The sequence below is a fragment of the Pseudomonas sp. PH1b genome (genome assembly GCF_000633395.1).
Lineage (GTDB): Bacteria > Pseudomonadota > Gammaproteobacteria > Pseudomonadales > Pseudomonadaceae > Aquipseudomonas.
Genome location: NZ_AYMU01000022.1, coordinates 66431 through 85579 on the forward strand (window position 1 = coordinate 66431; position 19149 = coordinate 85579).

Annotated in this window: 20 protein-coding genes and 1 pseudogene; 15 read left to right on the forward strand and 6 right to left on the reverse strand. The window is 65.5% G+C overall.

The genetic code is table 11. From position 1 onward, the window contains the following. Positions 1-22: 22 nt before the first annotated feature. On the forward strand, positions 23-517 hold the full coding sequence (locus U873_RS0127765; RefSeq protein ID WP_025131355.1) for a PaaI family thioesterase: 495 nt from the start codon (positions 23-25) through the stop codon (positions 515-517). Positions 518-543: 26 nt separating this feature from the next. On the opposite strand, the gene U873_RS0127770 is transcribed toward U873_RS0127765, so the two are convergent. After that, a complete protein-coding gene (locus U873_RS0127770) occupies positions 544-999 on the reverse strand; it encodes a tautomerase family protein (protein ID WP_025131356.1) in 456 nt (151 codons plus the stop codon). Between the two features lie 98 nt (positions 1000-1097). On the opposite strand from U873_RS0127770, the gene U873_RS0127775 reads away from it, so the two are divergent. The 4 genes from U873_RS0127775 to U873_RS0127790 all read left to right on the forward strand — a co-directional run bounded on the left by U873_RS0127775 (position 1098) and on the right by U873_RS0127790 (position 5050). Next, entirely contained in the window at positions 1098-2057 is a 960-nt protein-coding gene (locus U873_RS0127775; RefSeq protein WP_025131357.1) for a GlxA family transcriptional regulator, read from the forward strand. Positions 2058-2141: 84 nt separating this feature from the next. Further along, positions 2142-2837, forward strand: coding sequence for a hypothetical protein (locus U873_RS0127780; RefSeq protein ID WP_025131358.1), 696 nt, complete (start codon positions 2142-2144; stop codon positions 2835-2837). Positions 2838-2937: 100 nt separating this feature from the next. Further along, positions 2938-3783 carry a CAP domain-containing protein gene (locus tag U873_RS0127785; RefSeq protein WP_177330323.1) on the forward strand — a complete coding sequence of 282 codons (846 nt, stop codon included), beginning with the start codon at positions 2938-2940 and terminating at the stop codon, positions 3781-3783. A gap of 214 nt (positions 3784-3997) precedes the next feature. After that, a complete protein-coding gene (locus U873_RS0127790; RefSeq protein ID WP_025131360.1) occupies positions 3998-5050 on the forward strand; it encodes an NAD(P)-dependent alcohol dehydrogenase in 1053 nt (350 codons plus the stop codon). 488 nt (positions 5051-5538) lie between these two features. Here the strand turns inward: U873_RS0127790 and U873_RS0127800 are convergent, their stop codons facing one another. Then, positions 5539-6213: a hypothetical protein gene (locus U873_RS0127800; protein ID WP_025131361.1), complete on the reverse strand. Its 675-nt coding sequence runs from the start codon at positions 6211-6213 to the stop codon at positions 5539-5541. Positions 6214-6459: 246 nt separating this feature from the next. On the opposite strand from U873_RS0127800, the gene U873_RS0127805 reads away from it, so the two are divergent. Next, the gene (locus tag U873_RS0127805; RefSeq protein WP_025131362.1) at positions 6460-7101 is read left to right on the forward strand and encodes a LysE family translocator; all 642 of its coding nucleotides are present in this window, start codon (positions 6460-6462) and stop codon (positions 7099-7101) included. A gap of 12 nt (positions 7102-7113) precedes the next feature. Then, on the forward strand, positions 7114-7599 hold the full coding sequence (locus U873_RS0127810; protein ID WP_025131363.1) for a hypothetical protein: 486 nt from the start codon (positions 7114-7116) through the stop codon (positions 7597-7599). Here U873_RS0127810 and U873_RS0127815 read toward each other — a convergent pair whose 3' ends face one another. Then, positions 7600-7782 (reverse strand): DUF1289 domain-containing protein, encoded by a 183-nt coding sequence (locus tag U873_RS0127815; protein ID WP_025131364.1) that lies wholly within the window; start codon positions 7780-7782, stop codon positions 7600-7602. 3 nt (positions 7783-7785) lie between these two features. Next, positions 7786-8157 carry a hypothetical protein gene (locus U873_RS0127820; protein ID WP_025131365.1) on the reverse strand — a complete coding sequence of 124 codons (372 nt, stop codon included), beginning with the start codon at positions 8155-8157 and terminating at the stop codon, positions 7786-7788. A 114-nt stretch (positions 8158-8271) separates the two neighbouring features. On the opposite strand from U873_RS0127820, the gene U873_RS0127825 reads away from it, so the two are divergent. Then, the gene (locus tag U873_RS0127825; protein WP_025131366.1) at positions 8272-10152 is read left to right on the forward strand and encodes an amidohydrolase; all 1881 of its coding nucleotides are present in this window, start codon (positions 8272-8274) and stop codon (positions 10150-10152) included. 214 nt (positions 10153-10366) lie between these two features. Here U873_RS0127825 and U873_RS0127830 read toward each other — a convergent pair whose 3' ends face one another. Then, complete coding sequence (locus U873_RS0127830; protein ID WP_025131367.1) at positions 10367-11938, reverse strand: murein L,D-transpeptidase; 1572 nt, start codon at positions 11936-11938, stop codon at positions 10367-10369. 153 nt (positions 11939-12091) lie between these two features. Here U873_RS0127830 and U873_RS0127835 point away from each other — a divergent pair, with 153 nt between their 5' ends. The 6 genes and pseudogenes from U873_RS0127835 to U873_RS37740 all read left to right on the forward strand — a co-directional run bounded on the left by U873_RS0127835 (position 12092) and on the right by U873_RS37740 (position 16661). Next, on the forward strand, positions 12092-12817 hold the full coding sequence (locus tag U873_RS0127835) for a murein L,D-transpeptidase catalytic domain family protein (RefSeq protein WP_025131368.1): 726 nt from the start codon (positions 12092-12094) through the stop codon (positions 12815-12817). Between the two features lie 107 nt (positions 12818-12924). Then, a complete protein-coding gene (locus U873_RS0127840) occupies positions 12925-13242 on the forward strand; it encodes a hypothetical protein (protein ID WP_025131369.1) in 318 nt (105 codons plus the stop codon). Between the two features lie 54 nt (positions 13243-13296). Then, the gene (locus tag U873_RS0127845; protein WP_025131370.1) at positions 13297-13818 is read left to right on the forward strand and encodes an alpha-ketoglutarate-dependent dioxygenase AlkB; all 522 of its coding nucleotides are present in this window, start codon (positions 13297-13299) and stop codon (positions 13816-13818) included. A gap of 87 nt (positions 13819-13905) precedes the next feature. Further along, positions 13906-14787 carry an alpha/beta fold hydrolase gene (locus tag U873_RS0127850; protein WP_025131371.1) on the forward strand — a complete coding sequence of 294 codons (882 nt, stop codon included), beginning with the start codon at positions 13906-13908 and terminating at the stop codon, positions 14785-14787. Between the two features lie 260 nt (positions 14788-15047). Beyond that, positions 15048-15803 (forward strand): annotated as a pseudogene (locus U873_RS37735) (MCP four helix bundle domain-containing protein); the annotation flags it as partial. After that, a complete protein-coding gene (locus U873_RS37740; protein WP_371261358.1) occupies positions 15798-16661 on the forward strand; it encodes a methyl-accepting chemotaxis protein in 864 nt (287 codons plus the stop codon). The pseudogene U873_RS37735 and the gene U873_RS37740, both read left to right, overlap by 6 nt. A 40-nt stretch (positions 16662-16701) precedes the next feature. Here U873_RS37740 and U873_RS0127860 read toward each other — a convergent pair whose 3' ends face one another. Next, positions 16702-18036 (reverse strand): PLP-dependent aminotransferase family protein, encoded by a 1335-nt coding sequence (locus U873_RS0127860; RefSeq protein ID WP_025131373.1) that lies wholly within the window; start codon positions 18034-18036, stop codon positions 16702-16704. A 120-nt stretch (positions 18037-18156) separates the two neighbouring features. Between U873_RS0127860 and U873_RS0127865 the strand changes: the two genes are divergently transcribed. Then, positions 18157-19053 carry a DMT family transporter gene (locus U873_RS0127865; RefSeq protein ID WP_025131374.1) on the forward strand — a complete coding sequence of 299 codons (897 nt, stop codon included), beginning with the start codon at positions 18157-18159 and terminating at the stop codon, positions 19051-19053. Positions 19054-19149 lie beyond the last annotated feature (96 nt).

The following is a 19149-nucleotide window of genomic DNA, read 5'->3' on the forward strand; positions in this document are numbered from 1 at the left end:
CCAAGAACAACAAGGAACACCCATGCACCCCACTTCCCTGCAAGACACCACCGCCCCCGAAGGCATCTGTTTCGGATGCGGCAGCAGCAACCATCACGGCCTGCACATCAAGAGCCACTGGCACGAGGACGGTGTGCACGTGGTCGCCGAGCACCTGCCGGAATCCAAATACTGTGGCTGGCCGGACCTGGTCTACGGCGGCCTGATCGCCATGCTGGTGGACTGCCACTCCAACTGGACCGCCATGGCCTACCACTACCGCAACGAACAGCGCGAGCCCGGCAGCCTGCCACGCATCGACTGCGTCACCGGCAACCTGGGCATCAAGTTTATCAAGCCGACACCCATGGGCGTGCCCCTGACCCTGCGCGCCAGGGTCGAGGGTGAAGTGGGCCGCAAGAGCCAGGTGATCTGCGAGGTGTATGCCGGCGATGTGCTGACCGCCATTGGCGATTCGGTGTTCGTGCGGGTCGATACCTCGCAACTCGCGGCAGCGGCTCACGGTAGAGACGCCTGAGCCGGGGCCTGGGAGGGCCGCCGGAACTATCGCGCGTGCAGGTGAGACAGGTGCCGATAGCCCGCAGCGCGGGCAAAATCCGCCAGTTGCCACAACGAACCGTTGGCCCCCCAGGTGCCCTCAGCCACGTCATCCAGCAGGATCGAGGTCATCAGTAGTCGCGGATCGTCCTCTGCCAGACAGGCCGCCAGCGCCTGATGCAAGCCCTCGACATACGCCTGGCGCTGGGCAGCATCGAGCACGCCCGCCGGGACCTTGACCCGGACCATGCAAGGAACCGTCTGGGCACTAGAGTCGGCACCGCCACAACTCCAGAAGCCCGGCGCCAGCTCCTCCAGCAGTACCCAGCACAACGCCCGCTGACGAGGGTCATCACCTATTTGCTCCACCGTCAGGGCCACTTGGGTAACCGCTTGCAGGGCTTTGGCACGCTGCTGGGCATCGAAGGCGCCCTGGGGGATCTTGATCAGAATATTAGGCATTGGCATCACCACTTCCACAAAAAAGGAGCGGCTATTGAGCCTGTGCTCATCCCTGGCCAACAGCGACCGATTCGACATCTTTCATGCATAATCCGCCAATGAACGATTTCACCGTTTTGCTACTCCCCGGTGCCTTTGCCTCCAGCGTCGCCCTGACCCTGGACATGCTTTCCAGCGCCGCACTGCTGGCCCCACGCCTGGGGCTCGGGGCCCCGCGCTGGCGAGTTTGTGCCTTGCAGGGCGGCCAAGTAGCCCTGGGCCAGGGCCTGCTGCTTGAGGTCGAGGCCCTGGATGCCAGGAGCGCTGATCGCTCCTGCTGGATAGTGCCGGGGCTGGGCATCGACGCCCCCGAAGCCATCGCCCAGCGCCTGCTGCAAGCAGACATTGCCCCGATGCTGAATGCACTGCGCGATCACCTGGAACTCGGAGGCGAAGTGGCGGCATCCTGTTCCGCCGTTTTCCTGCTGCATGCCGCCGGACTCCTGCCCGGGCGCCGGGTTACAACCTCCTGGTGGTTGGCGCCGCTGCTGCAAGAATGGGCCGTCGACACCCAGGTGGATCCGGACCAGATGGTAGTGGTCGACCCTCCGCTAACCACCGCCGGAGCAGCTTTTGGCCAATCGGATTTGATGCTGCATCTGCTGCGCAGCCGTTTCGGCACGAGCTTGGCCGACGCGGTGGGGCAAACGCTGCTGATCGATCGGCGGCAATTGCAGGCACCGTTTCGGGTACCGGCAATGATGGCCCAGGGCAGTACCCTGATCAGCCGGCTTACAGCTCATATCGAAGCCTGCTTGCCAAACCTGCCCAGCGTCGGCGAACTGGCTGCACAGTTCAGCATGTCGGAACGGACCCTGGGTCGTCAGATACGCAAGGTCACCGGCCACAGCAGCTTGCGCTTGATCCAGAACGTGCAACTGAACCGGGCAAGGGCTCTGTTGCAAAGCAGCAAATATTCGGTGGAGCGCGTGGCCGAACAGGTGGGATACCAGGACGCCACAGCCCTGCGCCGGCTGATGCGCAAGTTGCTCAATGCCACTCCCAGGCAATTGCGTTGAGCCCACCACAGTCCCCAGGCAAAAGGACTTTTGGTACATTGCCGCTCCGCTCCCTCCCTTTCGAACAGGACACTCACCCTGACCATGGACATTCAGGACATCCAGCACCGCCTGGCCAAGCCGGCGTTGAAGTTCACCGCCGGCGGTTTCCGCCCAACCTACAGCGACGAGGAAAGCTGGCTGGGCCGGGTCTTTCTGTTTCGCGAGGATGAAGAACTGCCACGCAACAGCGCCGGGGAAACCCTGCTGCCGTTCGCCCAGTTCTATCTGCCGGCGCTGCCCTTTCACAACCCGCTGCTGGAAGGCGTGCGGGTGCTCACGGTGTTCGTCGCCAACCCCTTTCCCGAGCCCCTGGAGCCCATGGGCGAGCGCTGGCTGATCCGCGAATACCGTGCCGAGGACGTGCTGGTGCGCAAGGAACTGACCGCCACCGGGGCCTTTCTCAAGCCCTTCCCGCTCAAGCCCGAGGCAGTACCCGCCGACTTTCCGCTGTGGGACGGCGGTGGCGTGCCCGAGGATCTGGAACGGGAAATCGTCGCGCTGGAACAGGCCGGCACCATCGAGTGCTACTACGACCTGGTGGAGCACTGCTACGAACATAAGCTGGGGGGCTACCCGTCCTTCTGCCAGTCGGGGATCGATCCAGGCGACGGCTTCGAGTTCGTGCTGCAGATTTCCTCCGATGCCAAGATCAACCTCAACGTGGTCCACAACGGCAGCCTGATGTTCTGGAAGCATCGCGAGAGCGGCGAGTGGGCGCTGTACTTCGACTTCTATTGAGGCATCGCGGTTAACGCCGATTTCATCCGCCAGCGGGTGAAAAGCCTCGGCGCCGGGTGCATCATGGGCGCTGTCCATTTTCCGGGAGACTTGCATGCCCATGCGCTCACTGCTCTTGCCCGCCGCAGCCCTGGCCCTCGGCTTGCTGGCGGCCACCGGCGCCCTGGCCGACGACCAGTCGCAACTGATCGAGTCGATCAACGCCTACCGCAGCCAACCGCAACGCTGCGCCAACCAGGCCTCCTCGGAGCTGCCGCCACTGGCCAGCGATCCGCGCCTGGTGCTGCCGGTGGACAACGTCGGCGACCTGCAGCAAGCCCTGGCCCGGGCGGCCTACCCCATGGTCAACGTGCAGGCCATCAGCCTGTCCGGCCCCCGGGATGCCCAGGCGGCGATGCAGGCGGTGCGCGAGAGCTTCTGCCAGGTGGTGCTGGACCCGCAGTTCGTCGATATCGGTGTCAATCGTCAGGCCAACCAGTGGCGCATCGTGCTCGCCCGGCCGCTGTTGTCCGCACGCCTGGGGGACTGGCAGGCCGAGGGCCAGCAACTGCTCGCGCAGATCAACAGTGCCCGCGGCCAACCCCGCCAGTGCGGTGGCCAGAGTTTCGCCGCCACCGCGCCCCTGGCCTGGAACGCCACCCTGGGCAGCACCGCCGAGGAGCACAGCCGGGCCATGGCCAACCAGAACTACTTCGACCACAAGGACCACGACGGCCGCACCCCGGGTGACCGCGCGGAACTGGCAGGCTATGCCGGCCAGCAGGTGGGCGAGAATATCGCCGCCGGCCAGGACACGGTGCGCAAGGTGGTGGACGGCTGGCTGGCCAGCCCCGGGCATTGCGCCAACCTGATGAACCCGGCCTACAGCGAGCTGGGCGCGGCCTACGCGGTGGACCCGAAAAGCGATGCCGGCATTTACTGGACCGCGATGTTCGGCGCCCCCTGAGCCCTGTGCCCGGGGCGTGGCTGCCACGCCCTGAAGCGGCAACCGGGCACCCACGACAACAAAGGAGCGACACTCACTCGCCCCGACCTCAGCGGTGCGACGCCGTTTGGCCCGCACCACCATCGGTCGGCCGCCCTCACGGTGCGCCTGGGGCTTCTATGCTTGTAGCCCTGCCTTCGGATCATTCGTACGCCCTCACACAGGAACGCTGATCATGCAAACCTTCGGTTACGCAGCGCAGTCCGCCGGGGTTCCCCTGGTGCCTTTCACCTTCCAGCGTCGCGCCCTGCGCGCCAACGATGTGGCGATGGAAATCCTCTATTGCGGGGTCTGCCACTCCGACCTGCACCAGGCGCGCAACGACTGGGGCGCCAGCCGCTACCCCATGGTCCCGGGCCACGAGATCGTCGGCCGGGTCACCGCCGTCGGCCCCGAGGTCAAGCAGTACAAGGTCGGCGACAGCGTCGCCGTCGGCTGCATGGTGGACTCCTGCCAGGTGTGCGACCAGTGCCGCAAGGGCGAAGAACAGATGTGCCGCGAGCACAATACCCAGACCTACAACGGCCTGGACCGCATCACCCGCGAGGTGACCTACGGCGGCTACGCCAAGCACCTGGTGGTGCGCGAGGAATTCGTCCTGCGGGTGCCCGAGGGCCTGGACCTGGCCAAGGCCGCGCCGCTGCTGTGCGCCGGCATCACCACCTATTCGCCGCTGCGCACCTGGAATGTCGGGCCCGGCAGCCGGGTCGGGGTCATCGGCCTCGGTGGCCTGGGGCACATGGCGGTCAAGCTGGCGGTGGGCATGGGAGCCAAGGTCACGGTGCTCAGCCGCAGCGCCGACAAGCGCGCCGACGCCCTGGCCCTGGGCGCCGATGCACTGCTGGTGTCCAGCGACCCGCAGGCCATGGCCCGCGCCCAGTCGAGCTTCGACCTGATCATCGACACCATTCCGGTGCGCCACGATGTCTCGCCCTACATGCCCCTGCTGGACATCGACTGCACCCTGGTGATCGTCGGCCAGGTCGGGCCGATCGACGAACAACTGACCCTGCCCATGCTCCTGGGCCGGCGCCGGCTGGCCGGTTCACCCATCGGCGGCATCGCCCAGACCCAGGAAATGCTCGACTTCTGCGCGCGCAAGAACATCCTCCCGGATTGCGAAATGATCGCCATGCAGGACATCAACCAGGCCTTCGAACGCATGGAGCGGGCCGATGTGCGCTACCGCTTCGTGATCGACATGGCGTCCCTGGGCAGCGGCGCCTGACACCCGCAGTTACCCGCTCGCACGTGAATGAAGGGACGGTGGCGGCGCCCTTGCCCAGTTTTTTGCAGCGCCCTGTCGATATCCCGTCACACCGCTCCCTCTGACGCACCGCGGCCCGCATCCGGGCCGCGGCGCGCCAAAGGAGGCGACCGACCTTCATTCGATAGCGAGACGACTCAATGGTGATTGTGCTGATCCTGTCAGGGCTGGCACTTAGGGTGGCGATGCAGTTCGCGATTGTCTGCGTGGCCCTGAAGCATTGCTTGGGCAATGCCATCCTCAGCCTGTTCATTCCCTTCTAGGTGTACGCCTACGCCAGGAAAGCCCCGCAAGCCCGGCCCTTTCTCTGGGGCTGGTACCTGGGCATAGGGTTACTGGTCGCGGGGGTTCAGGCCTCCGCCTAGGGAGCGCGCCACAGGCGGATTCCGCCAGGCACCACGCAAAAGCCCCGAATCTTCGGGGCTTTTTTCATCAGGCCTGGCTGCAGCTCATTGGTTGGCCGCCATCTGCCCCGCGTCGCCCTGGCTCACCAGGGCCTTGAGCGATGCGTCGAACTGCTTCAGGGCATCGACCTGCAACTCGGTCTGCTGGTTGATCTGCGCGGCGATCTCCGGCGCCGCCTTGCCCCGTACCCAGACCGACGGCAGTTCCTTGGTCTGGATCCCGGCGGCCTGGCCGATGTACTGCAGGTTGGCGTCATAGAACTTGGCGATGAAGCGCGCCTCGACCTTGCTGTTGCGCTTGGTCACCAGTTGGTTGTAGGTGTCGAGCATCACCACCACATCGGGGTGGGCCTGGACCACCGCGTCAAGGCTGTCATAGACAGTCACCGAGCCGAAATGCTGCTGCAACGAAGCCAGCAGCCAGTCGATTGCCCGCTTCGGGTCCGAGCTGTTGACGAAGGCTTGGCTGATGCGCGGATCGAGGCCGGCATTCTTCGCCCCGTTGAGCGCCACCGAATGGTAGTGCTCCAGGTATTGCAGGGTGCTGATGGTGTTTTCGCTGTACAGCACGCCTACCGACTGCGCGTGTTGCAGGTCGGCGCTGCTGTCGGCCATGGGCAGGAAGTGGCAGGAGGCGTCGTCAGTGGCGAGGGTCGCCGCAGAAGCCCCGGTTGCCGCGATCAAAAGCACCACAAGGGTCACTAGAGTCGAGATTTTCATCGGGTGTTTCCTTCTGCAGCAAGCACGGTGTAAGCGCTATCTTCCTCCTTTGCCGGAAAAACGGAACCTGCACTTTTTGATGATAACTATCGATTGCAGCAATGGTTGACAATGGGCACCGATGCGCCTCGAAGGCGCTGGCCTGCGCCGTTCGCGCCCTTCGATAAAGCCGTCAATTTCTGGCATACAGCTCGCCCTCGCCCCGATAGAATCAAGCCCCCTTTTTCTGCAAGACGAGTCCGGACCATGGATGCTCACTCGATACTGACCTACACCCTGGTGGCAGCCATCGCCATCGCCAGCCCCGGCCCGGCGACCCTGGTGGCGCTGCACAACAGCGTGGCCTACGGCGCCAAGTCCACTATCTGGTCATCCCTGGGCAATATCAGCGGGCTGTTCTGCATGTCTGCCGCGGCCATGCTCGGCCTCGGGGCGCTGATTGCCAGTTCCGAATGGATTTTCAACGCGGTGAAGATCATCGGTGCCGGCTACCTGTTCTACCTCGGTGCCAAGCAGCTGTTCAGCAAGAGCCAACTGCTGAGCGAAGCCAGCGCAGACAGCACCCAGGTTGGCAAGCCGCCGCGCCTGAAGCTGTTCAAGTCGGCCTTCCTGACCGCCGCCACCAACCCCAAGGCAACCATCTTCTTCACCGCCCTGTTCCCCCAGTTCATCGACCAGCACGCCGCGCTGCTGCCACAGTTCTTCATCCTGACCCTGATCTTCATGGCGCTGTCGCTGACCTCCCTCAGCGTCTACGCGGTGCTGGCCTCCCGGGCCAAGGGCGTGCTGACCCGGCCAGCCCTGTCCAAGTGGGTCAACCGGGTGGTGGGTTCCACCTTTATCTTCTTCGGCACCACCATCCTGGCCATGCGCCGGCAAACGGCCTGAACCTCAGATGCGATGCAAATAGATCTGCTCAAGGAATCGCTGCTGGGCCACTGGGAAATCGCTGCCGGCGTGCTGCAATGCGAATTGCAGTTCGGCAGCCGCCTGGTCTACGTCCAGCACCCCAGCAACGAACCGCCCCAGCGCCGGCTCGCGGTCGCGCAGCACGGGGTGCAGGGCGCCTGGGACGACATCCCCCAGGCCCTGGCCTTTGCCGAGCGCCTGTGCGTGCCCGGCATACGCAAGGTCTGGCAGCTGTATGCCCAAGGCCTTCTGTCGTGCCCGCCACTGGAGGTCTATTCGATTCACTTCGAGATCAACAGCCCTGACCCGTCCTACACCATTTCCCAGAACCCGGATTTCGACTGGGAGGCCAGCCTGATGGTGGAAGACGAGCTGGGACAGGCGCACCGTCTGTCTCTGGCCGAATACGAACCTGAGGAAGACTTCTGGCTGAGCGTACGGCGCCTGGGCCCCGGCCAATTCCAGAGCGATACCTGATCAGCCCTTGTTTTTCTGCAAGGCCTTGAGCCGGGTGCTGGCCCGCTGCACGGCGGCCATCTTTTCCGGGCGCTTCATGCGCTTCCATTTGCGGATGTCGTCCTTGCTGCGCCCGCAACTCAGGCACAGGTCGCCACTGAGCCGGCACAGGGCGATGCAGGGGTTGTCGATTTCCTTGGCCATCGCTCAACCCCGGCCCGGGCGCAGACGCTTCAGGCGCTGCGCCCAATCGCCAGCATTGATCCGCCGGCACTGCTCTTCGCTGTCGAAGAACACACGGGTTTCCAGGGAGTCGAGGTGAACATCGGCCTCCTCCAGGGCCCGGGCCGTCAGTTCGAGCATCCGCGCGCCCTGCCCGGCCGCCAGCGCCTGCTCCTTGTGGGCCTGGGTGTCGAAGACCCAGACCACCACCAGGCTCGCCGCAAAGGCGGCGTAGTCCACTTCGTGGGTCAACCAGGAAAAACCGACGATTTCGGCCTTGGCCGCTTCGCAGGCCTCGGTCAGGGTGGCGGCCAGCAGGCGCTCCGTGGCCGCCTGCTGGCGTTTGTTGAATGGCATGACAAGCCTTGAGTCGCAGCTAAAAGGCCGCACACCATACCTCAAGCCACTCGCCCGCGGCGGCGCTTTGCGGCTAGGCTAGTGCGCTCCTGCCCGCTTCAAGGAAGAACGCACATGCAAAAGACCTCCTTCGCGCTGCTTGTGGCAGCGCTCCAGCTCGCCAGTGCCAGTGCCCTGGCGGCCACGCCGCCGGTGGCCGACGCCATCTGGTTCAACGGCCCGATCATCACCATCGACGACCGCCAGCCCAACGCCCAGGCGGTGGCGGTGAAGGACGGCAAGATCCTCGCCGTCGGTGACCGCCAGCAGGTTCTCAAGAACCAGGGGCCGGCCACGCGCATGCTCGACCTCAAGGGCTCGACCCTGCTGCCGGGGTTCATCGACCCCCACGGGCATGTGTCGATGGTAGGTTTCCAGGCCGCCAGCGCCAACCTGCTGCCTCCGCCGGACGGTGCCAACAGCAACATCCCCGAGCTCCAGCAGACCCTGCGCAGCTTCGAGCAGCAGTCGCCGATTCCGGCGCAGTTCGGCGTGCTGTTCGGTTTTGGCTACGACGACTCCCAGCTCCAGGAACAGCGCCACCCCACCAAGGCTGACCTGGACGCTGTGAACAAGGACATGCCGATCGCCATCGTCCACCAGTCCTCGCACCTGGGGGTGCTCAACAGCAAGGCCCTGGAGCTGGCGGGGATCAACGCGTCGACGCCCAACCCGGATGGCGGGGTGATCCGGCGGGTCGAGGGCAGCCAGGAACCCAACGGGGTGCTGGAGGAAAATGCCTTCTTCATGGCCCTGGTGAAGATCTTCCCCAAGCTGACCGCCGACCAGGCCGTGGACATGCTCAGCGCCGGACAGAAGCTGTACATCAGCTATGGCTACACCACCCTGCAGGACGGCCGCTCCTCCCCGGACCAGGTGCGCACTGCAATCAAGGCCGCCAGCGACGGCAAGCTGCTGGCGGACATCGTCTCCTACCCCGACATCCTCACCCAGGGCACCAAGGAACTGCTGGTTGCGCCCTGGTATCACCCGACCAACCAGCCAGTGGTCTATGACCGGCACTTTCGCATCGGCGGGGTCAAGCTGACCCTCGACGGCTCGCCCCAGGGCAAGACCGCCTGGCTCAGCCAGCCCTACTTCAAGCCGCCCCAGGGCCAGGACGCCAGCTATGCCGGCTACGGCGTGGTCAAGGACGACGAAGCGCTGGCGATCTACAAGGAGGCCTTGGCCAACCGCTGGCAGATCCTTTCCCACACCAACGGCGACCGCGCCATCGAGCAGTTGCTGACCTCCATCAAAGCCGCGGAAAAAGCCTACCCCGGGGTCGATGTGCGCCCGGTGATGATCCACGGCCAGACCCTGCGCCAGGATCAGGTGGCCGAGCTCAAGCAACTGAAGATCTTCCCGTCGCTGTTCCCCATGCACACCTACTACTGGGGCGACTGGCACCGGCAATCGGTGCTCGGCCCCGAGCGTGCCGAGAACATCTCGCCCACCCAGTGGGTGCTCAAGGAGGGCCTGAAGTTCACCACTCACCACGATGCCCCGGTAGCCCTGCCGGACTCGATGCGAGTGCTGGCGGCCACGGTCAACCGCACCACCCGCAGCGGCTACGTGCTGGGGCCGGACCAGCGGGTGACACCGCTGCAGGCGCTGAAGGCCATGACCCTGTGGTCGGCCTACCAGCACTTCGAGGAAGACCGCAAAGGCTCCATCACCCCGGGCAAGCTGGCGGACTTCGTGGTGCTTTCGGCCAACCCGCTGACCGTGGCGCCCGCGACCCTGAACGAAATCCAGGTGCTCAAGACCGTCAAGGAGGGCCGGGTGATCTACGAACGCCCGGCCAAGCTGGCGCTGCTGCCGCCGCCGTTCGGCATGCATGGCGACCCCTCCCTGCCGGCGCCTGCGGGCATCAAGGCAGTGGCCCAGGGCGACGGTGACCTGGGCCCGGCGCTGGATGTGATCTACGACAAACTGACCCCGGCCCACCCCTGAGCCGCCACTGAAAACGCCGCTTCCCGATGCCGGGAAAGCGGCGTTGTCCTACCCGCCGGAACTGCGTCCCGAGCGCCGTTCTTGCGCCACAATCAAAGCGCTGTGCGGCGCGGGAGCCTGCTCCCGCTCAATCGGCCGGTGCTCTGGGGCGCAGCGCTCAAAATGACCGCTGCGCACAACCGCGACAGCCGCCCTCCTCGCAGCCGCCAGTTGCTTAGATCTTGCTGCCCAACGCCGCCGCCAGCACCCCGTCATGACTGTAGATATCCGGCGCATACAACAGCTGCCCATGGCTGTCGGCCTGCACCGTCCAGTAGCTCAGCAGGATCGGCACCGGCTTGGCCAGGCGGAACTCATGGGTCAGGCCGGTGGCCAGCAGATCATTGGTACGCAGCCGCTCCGCCGGGGTCAGCAGCCAGTCCCGCAGCTGCAACGCCTGCTCGACCCGCACGCAACCGGAGCTGAAGGCCCGCGGCCCCTTGCTGAACAACGCCTGGCTCGGCGTGTCGTGCAGGTACACCGAGAACGGATTGGGAAAACGGATGGCGATGCGGCCCAGGGGGTTGCGCGGCCCCGCACCCTGGCGCAGGAGGATATTGCCCGGGCGGTCCCAATCGATGTCCTCGGGGGCCAGGGGCTGGCCGTTGGCGTCCAGCACCTGCAGGTTCTGGCGGTTGAGAAAGCCCTGGTCACGGCGGATTTCCGGCAGCTTGTCCTCCTTGAGGATGGTCGGCGGCACGGTCCAGGTCGGGTTCAGGGTCAGGCGCGTGACCTGGGATTTCAGCAACGGCGTCTGGCGCTCGGCGCGGCCGACCTGGGTGCGGGTCTGCCAGACCACGGCGTCATGCTGGTAGAAGGTCAACTGCGCCGCAGCGACGTTGACCAGCACCAGGTTCGGCTCGAAATCCTGGGCCAGCCAGCGCAGGCGCTCGAGGTTGACCCGCAACTGCTCGCGGCGCTGGGCCGGGCTGATGTTCATCTCCTTCAAGGTGCCCGCGCCGACCACACCGTCGGCCTGCAGCGAGTGACTGAGCTGGAAGTGCTTCACCGCACTCACCAGGTCGCCACTGTAGGCATTGTCCGGGTTGACCGCCGGGCTCTGCAGGTAACCTCCGTGGTAGAGACGCTCGGCCAGTTCCGGCACGCGCTTGTCCTGCATGTCCGGGCGCAGCAGGGGCCCACTCCCTACCGCCTGCCACTGGGGCAATGGCTGCTGGCGTTGCTGGGCATAGGCCTGGCGCAGGTTGTGGTACTGGGCAAGCTGGGGACGCGCCCGCTCAAAGGCCCCGGCGATGTTTTCAAGCCCCGGCACCGCGATCGCCAGCAAGGTTGCCTGGCGATCCTCCGGCAGCGGCTGGGCTCGCCACACGGGCTCGAAGCGGGTTTGTGAGAGGCGCCCGTAATGCAGGTCCTGCAGGGCTTTCAGGTACTGGTGGCTGATATCGATATCGGCGCACAGGCCATCCCCTGCCGGGGTGCTTGCCGGCAAGTGGTAATGCCCCGGGTCCAGGCCGTCATCGACCAGTTGCGCCAACTGCGCCTGCAAGCTGGCCAGGCGCCCGTCGACGGCCCAGGCTGGCTGCTCGCCATGCTGGCGATAGAACGCCTGCAACTGCTGCTGGGTGGACGGGTCCAGGCGCGGAGCCAGGGCCGGACACGCCTGGGCCAGTTGGCTCAATGCCAACTGCAAGGGGCTCGCCGACTGCAAGGGCGGCTCTTCGGCCAGCGCGACCAGTGGCGCAGCGAGCAGGCACAGGCTCAAGTAACATGCGTGTTTTTTGAACAACTGCTTTACTCCAATCCGTGGCCGTCGGTTTGACGGCCAAGCGTTATGGCAGATGCGGAAAACAATCAAGCCTGGGTGATAAACATATAGACCAGACTGCCGGGATAACGACAGGACGTCAGGAGCTGAAGTGACCATGGGGATGCTTTATACATGTTGACCTTCTTGTGCCGATTCTGCCTGGCGGCCCTTGCCCTGGGCGCCATTTGCAGTCCTTCCTTCGCCGCCAGCAAACCCCACCCTGCCACCAGCCCCGCGCTGTACGCCAGCCTCGCCCACGCCGCCCCGGAACTCAATCCCCTGGCCCTGAAAAGCGCCTTGAACGCCATGCAGTGCGCGGTCAACAGCGGCGCCCGGCAGGCCCGGCACCTGGCGGTGATCGATTACTCGCAACCTTCCACCGCCCGACGCCTGTGGATCTTCGACCTGCGCAGCAAGAAGCTGGTGCTGCGCGACCTGGTGGCCCACGGGCAGAAGTCCGGGGAAAACTTCGCCACCCAGTTCTCCAACCGCCTGGGCAGCTACCAGTCCAGCCTGGGCCTGTTCCGCACCCAGGAAAGCTACGAAGGCAGCCACGGCTACTCCTTGCGCATGGACGGCCTGGAGCCCGGCTTCAACGACCGCGCCCGCGATCGCGACATCGTGATCCATGCCGCCGACTACGTGAACCCGTTGTGGAGCCAACGCCAGGGCCGCATCGGCCGCAGCCAGGGCTGCCCGGCCGTGCGCCCGCAAGTCGCGCGCCAGGTGATAGACAAGCTCAAGGATGGCCAGTTCATGTTTTCCTGGTACCCGGACCAACGCTGGCTCAAGTCCTCGCCCTACCTCAACTGCCAACCCCGCCAGGTGGCGAGCATCCTCAATGCCAATGGCGGCTGACAGGCCGCGCTGACACCCCGGCGCCAGCCCTCTCGCGGGTTGCATCAAGCGCCGGTGGCGAGATACCGTTACCGGCCTGGAACGCCACCTCGCCCAAGCCGGACGCCATGTCTATACAGCACAGCCTGCTCCTCCATGATCCCGGACCACGCCCGGCCTACTACCGGGTTGCCGAGCACTTATGGGGCACAGGCTGCAATGTCGATTCCGATGGTGACAGCCGAACTCCCGACGATGAGCAGTGGACCGAACTGCCCCTGAGACTGCGCGATGCCAGCGAGCAACGCCTGGACATCGACCCACTGTCCCTGGTGCCCCTGGTACTGATCATCCGCGCCTCGCAAGCGGCGCTGGCGGAAAAGGCCGCGCACTTCATCCAGTCGGCTGCAGGCGGCACCCTCCAGCACCCCATCAAGGACCGATAAGGATGGGCCCTGCCCCCTGGCAGCCGCTCACCTTCACACACTGGCAGCGCACCCATGACTCCACCCGAGATCGACTTCATTCCCGACTTCATCGCCGACCCCCACCGGCTGTTCAGCCAGCTCAAGGACTCTGTGCTGTGGGACGAGCGCATGCGTGCGCGCAAGACCGCAAGCTTCGGCGCGCCCTACGATTATTCGCAGATCACCTACCCTGCCGTGCCGATGCCCGAGCTTCTGCAACAGCTGTGCGGGCCCATCGAGCAGCGACTGGGCTTTCGTCCCAACAACTGCCTGCTCAACTGCTACCCCGACGGCCAATCCTCCATGGGCTTTCATTCCGACGCCAATGAACAGTTGGTGACCGGCACCGGCGTGGTGATCGTTTCCCTGGGGCATGCCCGGACCATGGTCTTTCGCCACAAGGAAAGCGGCGCGACCTTCGACTACAGCCTGGCCAGCGGCTCCCTGCTGCACATGTCGGACGAACTGCAAAAACACTGGCTGCACGCCATTCCCAAGGCGCCGGGCGCGGGCGAGCGCATCAGCCTGTCGTTTCGCCAGCTCACCACCTGCTAGTGCTGGAGTCGGTCAGGATCGGCCCTTGACTCGAGGGCCATCCCATCGACAATGCCCGGCTGTGCTCACCCGTCATCCCGAGGCCCCATGCAGTTGCTCCCCTGGTCCTATCCCTGCCCCGAAGGCTTTACCCTGCGCGGCCTGCGCTCCGCGCCTTCGGGCAAGCCGCTGCTGCACTTTCTCCACGGCAACGGCTTCTGCTCCATGGCCTATCGACCGATGCTGGCGCTGTTGGCCGAGTCCTTCGACCTGTGGCTCAGCGACGTGCAAGGCCATGGCGACACGGACCACGGCGGCCCGTTCCTGGGCTGGAACCGGACCGCGGAACTGGCGGCCGAGGCCTTCGAGGCCGGGCTCGGAGCCTACGGCGAGGTGCCCCGCTACGCGGTCGGCCACAGTTTTGGCGGGGTGCTCACCTGCCTGATCGTGGCCGAACGACCGCAGCTGTTTCGCAAGGCGGTGATGCTCGACCCGGTGATCTTCAGCCCGTCGATGATCGGCTCGCTCAAGCTGCTTTCGGCCCTGGGCCTGAACCGCCGCCACAGCCTGGCGCGCAAGGCCGCTGCCCGCCGCCAGCGCTGGCCGGACCGCGCCTCGGCCAAGGCCGCGCTGGCCAACCGGGGGATCTTCAAGGGCTGGAGTGACGAGGCCCTGGAGGCCTATGTCGAACACGGGTTGAAGGACACCGCCGAAGGCGTGGCGCTCAAATGCGCCCCCGAGCGCGAGGTGGACATCTTCAGCTCCTTTCCCCGCCGCCTGTGGCGTTCGCTGCGCCAGATACAGACCCCGAGCCTGGTGATCCACGGCCGCGACAGCTACCCCTACGTGGCCCGTTCGGCCCAGCGCTGGGCGACGCTCAATCGGCACCTGAGCACCCAGGTACTCGACGGCCAGCACTGCTTCATGCAGGTCGACCCGGTGACCAGCGCGCGCTCCATCGAAGGCTTTCTTCAGACCGAAGGCCACTGAAAGCCGCGGGCCAGGCGCCCGCGATAGATGTCACCGTGCTATCATCGGCAGGTTTTCCAGGCAGGTCGTGCAACCTGCCAACCCTGGAAAGCACGGACAAAGGCGCCGATCAGATGCGCCAGCCGCCTGCCTTGTGTGCAAAAAGCCGACGGTGCCGTGGGGCCTCGCTCCACCGCGCACCGCACCGATGCAAACCGCGACTTGCTTCGCCGGTTGTACTTTTTGCCGCCACAAGGAACACCATCATGCTCTTGAGAACGATGAACATTTCCCGCCGTGCAGGGTTCAGCTTTGCCCTGATCGCCCTGCTGGCCCTGGCCCTGGGAGGTTTCTCCCTGCTGGAAATGCAACGCATGAACCAGCAATCCCTTGAGGTCGACCAGAACTGGCAGCCTTCCATCGTCGCCGCCAATGCCCTGGCCCTGACCAGCACCCAGATCCGCACCCTGACCCTGCGCATGCTGGTGGTACGCGATAGCAATGACGTGCAGGCCCTGCTTTCGCGCCTCACCGAGCTCGACCAGCAGCAGGACGAACAACAGCAAACCTACGAAAAACTGATCAACGTCGAAGACGAGCGCGCCGCCTACGAGCGCTTTGTCAGCGCCAAGGCGCTGTACCTCAAGGACCAGCACCGGATCGTCGAACTGATGCGCCAGGGCCACAAGGAAGCGGCGATCGATATCGTCGACGGTGGTCCGTTCCTGGCCAATGCCGATGCCATGCTCAAGGAATTGCTGACTATCATCGACGTCAACACCCGTGGCGGCGTCGCCGCAGCGGCCCAGAGCAACCAGGTGTTCCAGAGCGCGATCGGCATGGTCCTGTTGATCATGCTGGTGGTGGTGGCCCTGACCGTGGCCCTGGCGATACTCCTGACCCGCAGCATCGTGCGGCCGCTGGGGCAAGCCGTGGCCGTGGCCGAAACCATCGCCAGCGGCGACCTCGGCCAGAGCATCGCGATCAGCGGCAAGGATGAACCGGCGCGCCTGCTGCACGCCCTGCAAACCATGCAGGCCAGCCTGCGCGGCACCCTGCAGCGCATCGCCGATTCCTCCAACCAGTTGGCTTCGGCCGCCGAGGAACTGCACGCGGTCACCGAGCATTCGAGCCAGACCCTGCACCAGCAAAGCAACGAAGTGGAACAGGCCGCCACCGCGGTCAACGAAATGACCGCCGCCGTGGAAGAAGTGGCGCGCAACGCCGTGAGCACTTCCGAAGCCTCCCAGGAAACCGACCGCACCGCCCATCACGGCCGCGAGCAGGTACAGCACACCGTCGACTCCATTGGCCAACTGGCCGAGGACGTGACCCAGACCTGTGAGCGGGTCGAGCATCTGGCGGTGGATGTGCGCAACATCGGCCAGGTCCTGGAAGTGATCCGGTCGATTGCCGAGCAGACCAACCTGCTGGCGCTCAATGCCGCCATCGAAGCAGCCCGTGCCGGGGACGCCGGGCGAGGTTTTGCCGTGGTCGCCGACGAGGTACGGGCCCTGGCCCATCGCACCCAGCAGTCGACCCAGGAAATCGAAAGCATGATCAACACCATCGAGGAAGGCACCGAGGGTGCGGTCAGTGCCATGCGCACCAGCAACGAACGCGCCCACCTGACCCTGGAAGCCGCCCGTGCCTCGGGCCTGGCCCTGGACCAGATCACCCAGGCCATCACCATGATCAACGAACGCAACCTGGTCATCGCCAGCGCCAGCGAAGAGCAGGCCCAGGTGGCCCGGGAAGTGGACCGCAACCTGATCAACATCCGCGACCTGTCGACCCAGACCTCGGCCGGGGCCAACCAGAGCAACGCCGCCAGCCAGGAGCTGTCACGCCTGGCAGTGGACCTCAACGGCCTGGTTACCCAGTTCAAGCTATAGGGGCAGCGGCAAGCTTGGAGCTTGCCACGTGCGGCTGTGGTCAATACGCGTAGTGGGCGATCACCTGGCGGACTTTGCTCAGGGCGGTGCGCAGCTCTTCCAGGGTCACCGAGCCCAGGGCCAGGCGGATCGCATGGGGCACCGGGGCAGCACAGGCAAAGGGGCCTGCGGTAGAGACCGAGACCTGTTCGTGCAATAGCGCCATGGCCACCTGGTCGGCGCGCACTTCCTCGGGCAAGGGCAGCCAGAGGAAGTAGGCGTCGGGATGGCCGATGTATTCCAACCCTTCCAGCATCTCGCGAGCCAGGGCCTGGCGCTGCCTGGCATCGTCGCGTTTCTCCTGCTCCAGGCGCGCCACGGTACCGTCGTCGATCCAGGCACAGGCCATGGCGGTCATCACCCCCGGAGTGTTCCAGGTGGTGCAGCGGATCGCCCGTTCGATCGACGCCACCCAGGCCGGCGGCGCCACCACATAACCCACCCGCAACCCGGTGGCCACGCTCTTGGAAAAACCGGAGACGTAGACCGTGATTTCCGCTGCCAAAGCTGCCAGGGGCACGGGCGGGTTGTCGGCGAGGAAGGCGTAGGCCGCATCTTCGATGATCAGCAACCCATGTTTGCGGGCGATCGCCACCAGGCGCTCGCGCCAGGCCAGGTCCAGCACCCAGCCCATGGGGTTGTGCACGGTCGGCATGGCGTACACCGCCCGTACCCGCCGGCGCTGGCACAGGCGCTCCAGGGCATCGAGGTCCGGCCCTTGGGCCGTCAGGGCAATGGCCTGCAACTCCAGGCCCTGGGCGTCCGCCGTCACCTTGAAGCCGGGGTAGGTCAAGGCGTCGGTGGCCACGACGTCACCGGGTTTGAGCAAGGCCATCAAGGTGGTCGCCAGGCCATGCTGGGCACCACTGACTATCAACACCTGCTCACCGGTCACCGCCAGCCCGCGGCAAGCCAGGTGCCGCGCCACCGTGGCCCGCTCGTGGCTGCGGCCAGCATGGGGCTGGTAGCGCAGCAGGGCTTCCAGGTCACCGGCCGATGCCAGCTGGCGCAATGCGCCCCTGAGCAATTCAGCCTGCCCGGGCACGGCCGGGTAGTTGAAGTTCAAGTCCAGGGTGCCGGCCGCCACGGCCTGCTGGTCGACGCCCTGGCCCGGTGGCAAGGCCGTTTCCCGGACAAAGGTGCCACGACCGGTTTCACCGCTGATCAGGCCCATGGCCTCCAGTTCGGCATACACCCGCGAGGCGGTCACCAGCGCCAGGCGCTCCTGGGCCGCCAACTCGCGGTGAGTGGGCAGGCGAGTGCCGGGAGCCAGCACCCCACTGCGGATATCGGCGGCAAAGGCATCCACCAGTTGCTTGTAGCGGGCACGGGCCATAGGGACTGTATCCATGACAATTTTTTGATTGTGCTGATTTTCGATCCTAGGATGGGCGCAACGCAAGCCCGGCCGACGCTGCCGTGGGCTTGCCCCTGCCAACCCTAGCGAGCCCCCTGAATGGAACGGACACCGAACCTGCAATCCCCAGCGCTGGAAAAGACCGCCAGTGGCTGGCTCAACGGCTTTATCGGGGTGCTGATCTTCAGTGGCTCCCTGCCGGCGACTCGCGTCGCGGTGCTGGAGTTCGACCCGCTGTTTCTCACCGTGGCCCGGGCCACCCTCGCCGGGCTCCTGGCACTGTGCATCCTGCTGCTGTTCAAGGAACGACGGCCGACCAAGGCCCAGTTGCTGCCCCTGGCTATCGTCGCCATCGGCGTGGTCCTGGGCTTTCCCCTGCTGACCGCCCTGGCCCTGCAATACGTGACCTCGGCCCACTCCATCGTGTTTCTCGGCCTGCTGCCCCTGGCCACCGCCGTCTTCGGCGTGTGGCGCGGCGGTGAACGGCCGCGCCCGGTGTTCTGGCTGTTCTCGGTGCTGGGCAGCCTGCTGGTGATCGGCTACGCCGTTGCCCAGGGCCTTAGCGCATCCCCCGAAGGCGATCTGCTGATGCTCCTGGCGGTATTGGTCTGCGGCCTGGGGTATGCCGAAGGCGCCAGGCTGTCACGGACCCTGGGCGGTTGGCAGGTGATTTCCTGGGCCCTGGTGCTGTCGTTGCCACTGATGATTGCGCTGAGCCTGTGGAGCGCCCCCGCCTCGTTCAGCGGCATCAGCCTGCCGGCGTGGTTCAGCCTGGGCTATGTCTCGCTGTTCAGCATGTTGATCGGGTTTGTCTTCTGGTACCGCGGGCTGGCCCAGGGTGGGATCGCCGCCGTCGGCCAACTGCAGTTGCTGCAGCCGTTTTTCGGCCTGGCCCTGGCGGCCGGCCTGCTGCATGAGCAGGTGAGCCTTGGCATGCTTGGGGTCACCGTGGCGGTGATCCTGTGCGTGGCCGGGGCGCGCCGGTTTGCCAAGTGAAACCGAAGGCAGCGGCAGAGTTCATCGGCTCTGCCACTGAGGGTGACAAGGAAGTGAAGCAGGAACCGCAAGCAGTCCCGGGTCTAGGTCGGAGAA

Excerpts from the sequence above, each read along its gene's own strand:
- U873_RS0127765 (WP_025131355.1), top strand. The coding sequence starts at position 23 with ATGCACCCCACTTCCCTGCAAGACACCACCGCCCCCGAAGGCATCTGT.
- U873_RS0127770 (WP_025131356.1), bottom strand. The coding sequence starts at position 999 with ATGCCTAATATTCTGATCAAGATCCCCCAGGGCGCCTTCGATGCCCAG.
- U873_RS0127775 (WP_025131357.1), top strand. The coding sequence starts at position 1,098 with ATGAACGATTTCACCGTTTTGCTACTCCCCGGTGCCTTTGCCTCCAGC.
- U873_RS0127780 (WP_025131358.1), top strand. The coding sequence starts at position 2,142 with ATGGACATTCAGGACATCCAGCACCGCCTGGCCAAGCCGGCGTTGAAG.
- U873_RS0127785 (WP_177330323.1), top strand. The coding sequence starts at position 2,938 with ATGCGCTCACTGCTCTTGCCCGCCGCAGCCCTGGCCCTCGGCTTGCTG.
- U873_RS0127790 (WP_025131360.1), top strand. The coding sequence starts at position 3,998 with ATGCAAACCTTCGGTTACGCAGCGCAGTCCGCCGGGGTTCCCCTGGTG.
- U873_RS0127800 (WP_025131361.1), bottom strand. The coding sequence starts at position 6,213 with ATGAAAATCTCGACTCTAGTGACCCTTGTGGTGCTTTTGATCGCGGCA.
- U873_RS0127805 (WP_025131362.1), top strand. The coding sequence starts at position 6,460 with ATGGATGCTCACTCGATACTGACCTACACCCTGGTGGCAGCCATCGCC.
- U873_RS0127810 (WP_025131363.1), top strand. The coding sequence starts at position 7,114 with ATGCAAATAGATCTGCTCAAGGAATCGCTGCTGGGCCACTGGGAAATC.
- U873_RS0127815 (WP_025131364.1), bottom strand. The coding sequence starts at position 7,782 with ATGGCCAAGGAAATCGACAACCCCTGCATCGCCCTGTGCCGGCTCAGT.
- U873_RS0127820 (WP_025131365.1), bottom strand. The coding sequence starts at position 8,157 with ATGCCATTCAACAAACGCCAGCAGGCGGCCACGGAGCGCCTGCTGGCC.
- U873_RS0127825 (WP_025131366.1), top strand. The coding sequence starts at position 8,272 with ATGCAAAAGACCTCCTTCGCGCTGCTTGTGGCAGCGCTCCAGCTCGCC.
- U873_RS0127835 (WP_025131368.1), top strand. The coding sequence starts at position 12,092 with ATGTTGACCTTCTTGTGCCGATTCTGCCTGGCGGCCCTTGCCCTGGGC.
- U873_RS0127840 (WP_025131369.1), top strand. The coding sequence starts at position 12,925 with ATGTCTATACAGCACAGCCTGCTCCTCCATGATCCCGGACCACGCCCG.
- U873_RS0127845 (WP_025131370.1), top strand. The coding sequence starts at position 13,297 with ATGACTCCACCCGAGATCGACTTCATTCCCGACTTCATCGCCGACCCC.
- U873_RS0127850 (WP_025131371.1), top strand. The coding sequence starts at position 13,906 with ATGCAGTTGCTCCCCTGGTCCTATCCCTGCCCCGAAGGCTTTACCCTG.
- U873_RS37740 (WP_371261358.1), top strand. The coding sequence starts at position 15,798 with ATGCAGGCCAGCCTGCGCGGCACCCTGCAGCGCATCGCCGATTCCTCC.
- U873_RS0127860 (WP_025131373.1), bottom strand. The coding sequence starts at position 18,036 with ATGGCCCGTGCCCGCTACAAGCAACTGGTGGATGCCTTTGCCGCCGAT.
- U873_RS0127865 (WP_025131374.1), top strand. The coding sequence starts at position 18,157 with ATGGAACGGACACCGAACCTGCAATCCCCAGCGCTGGAAAAGACCGCC.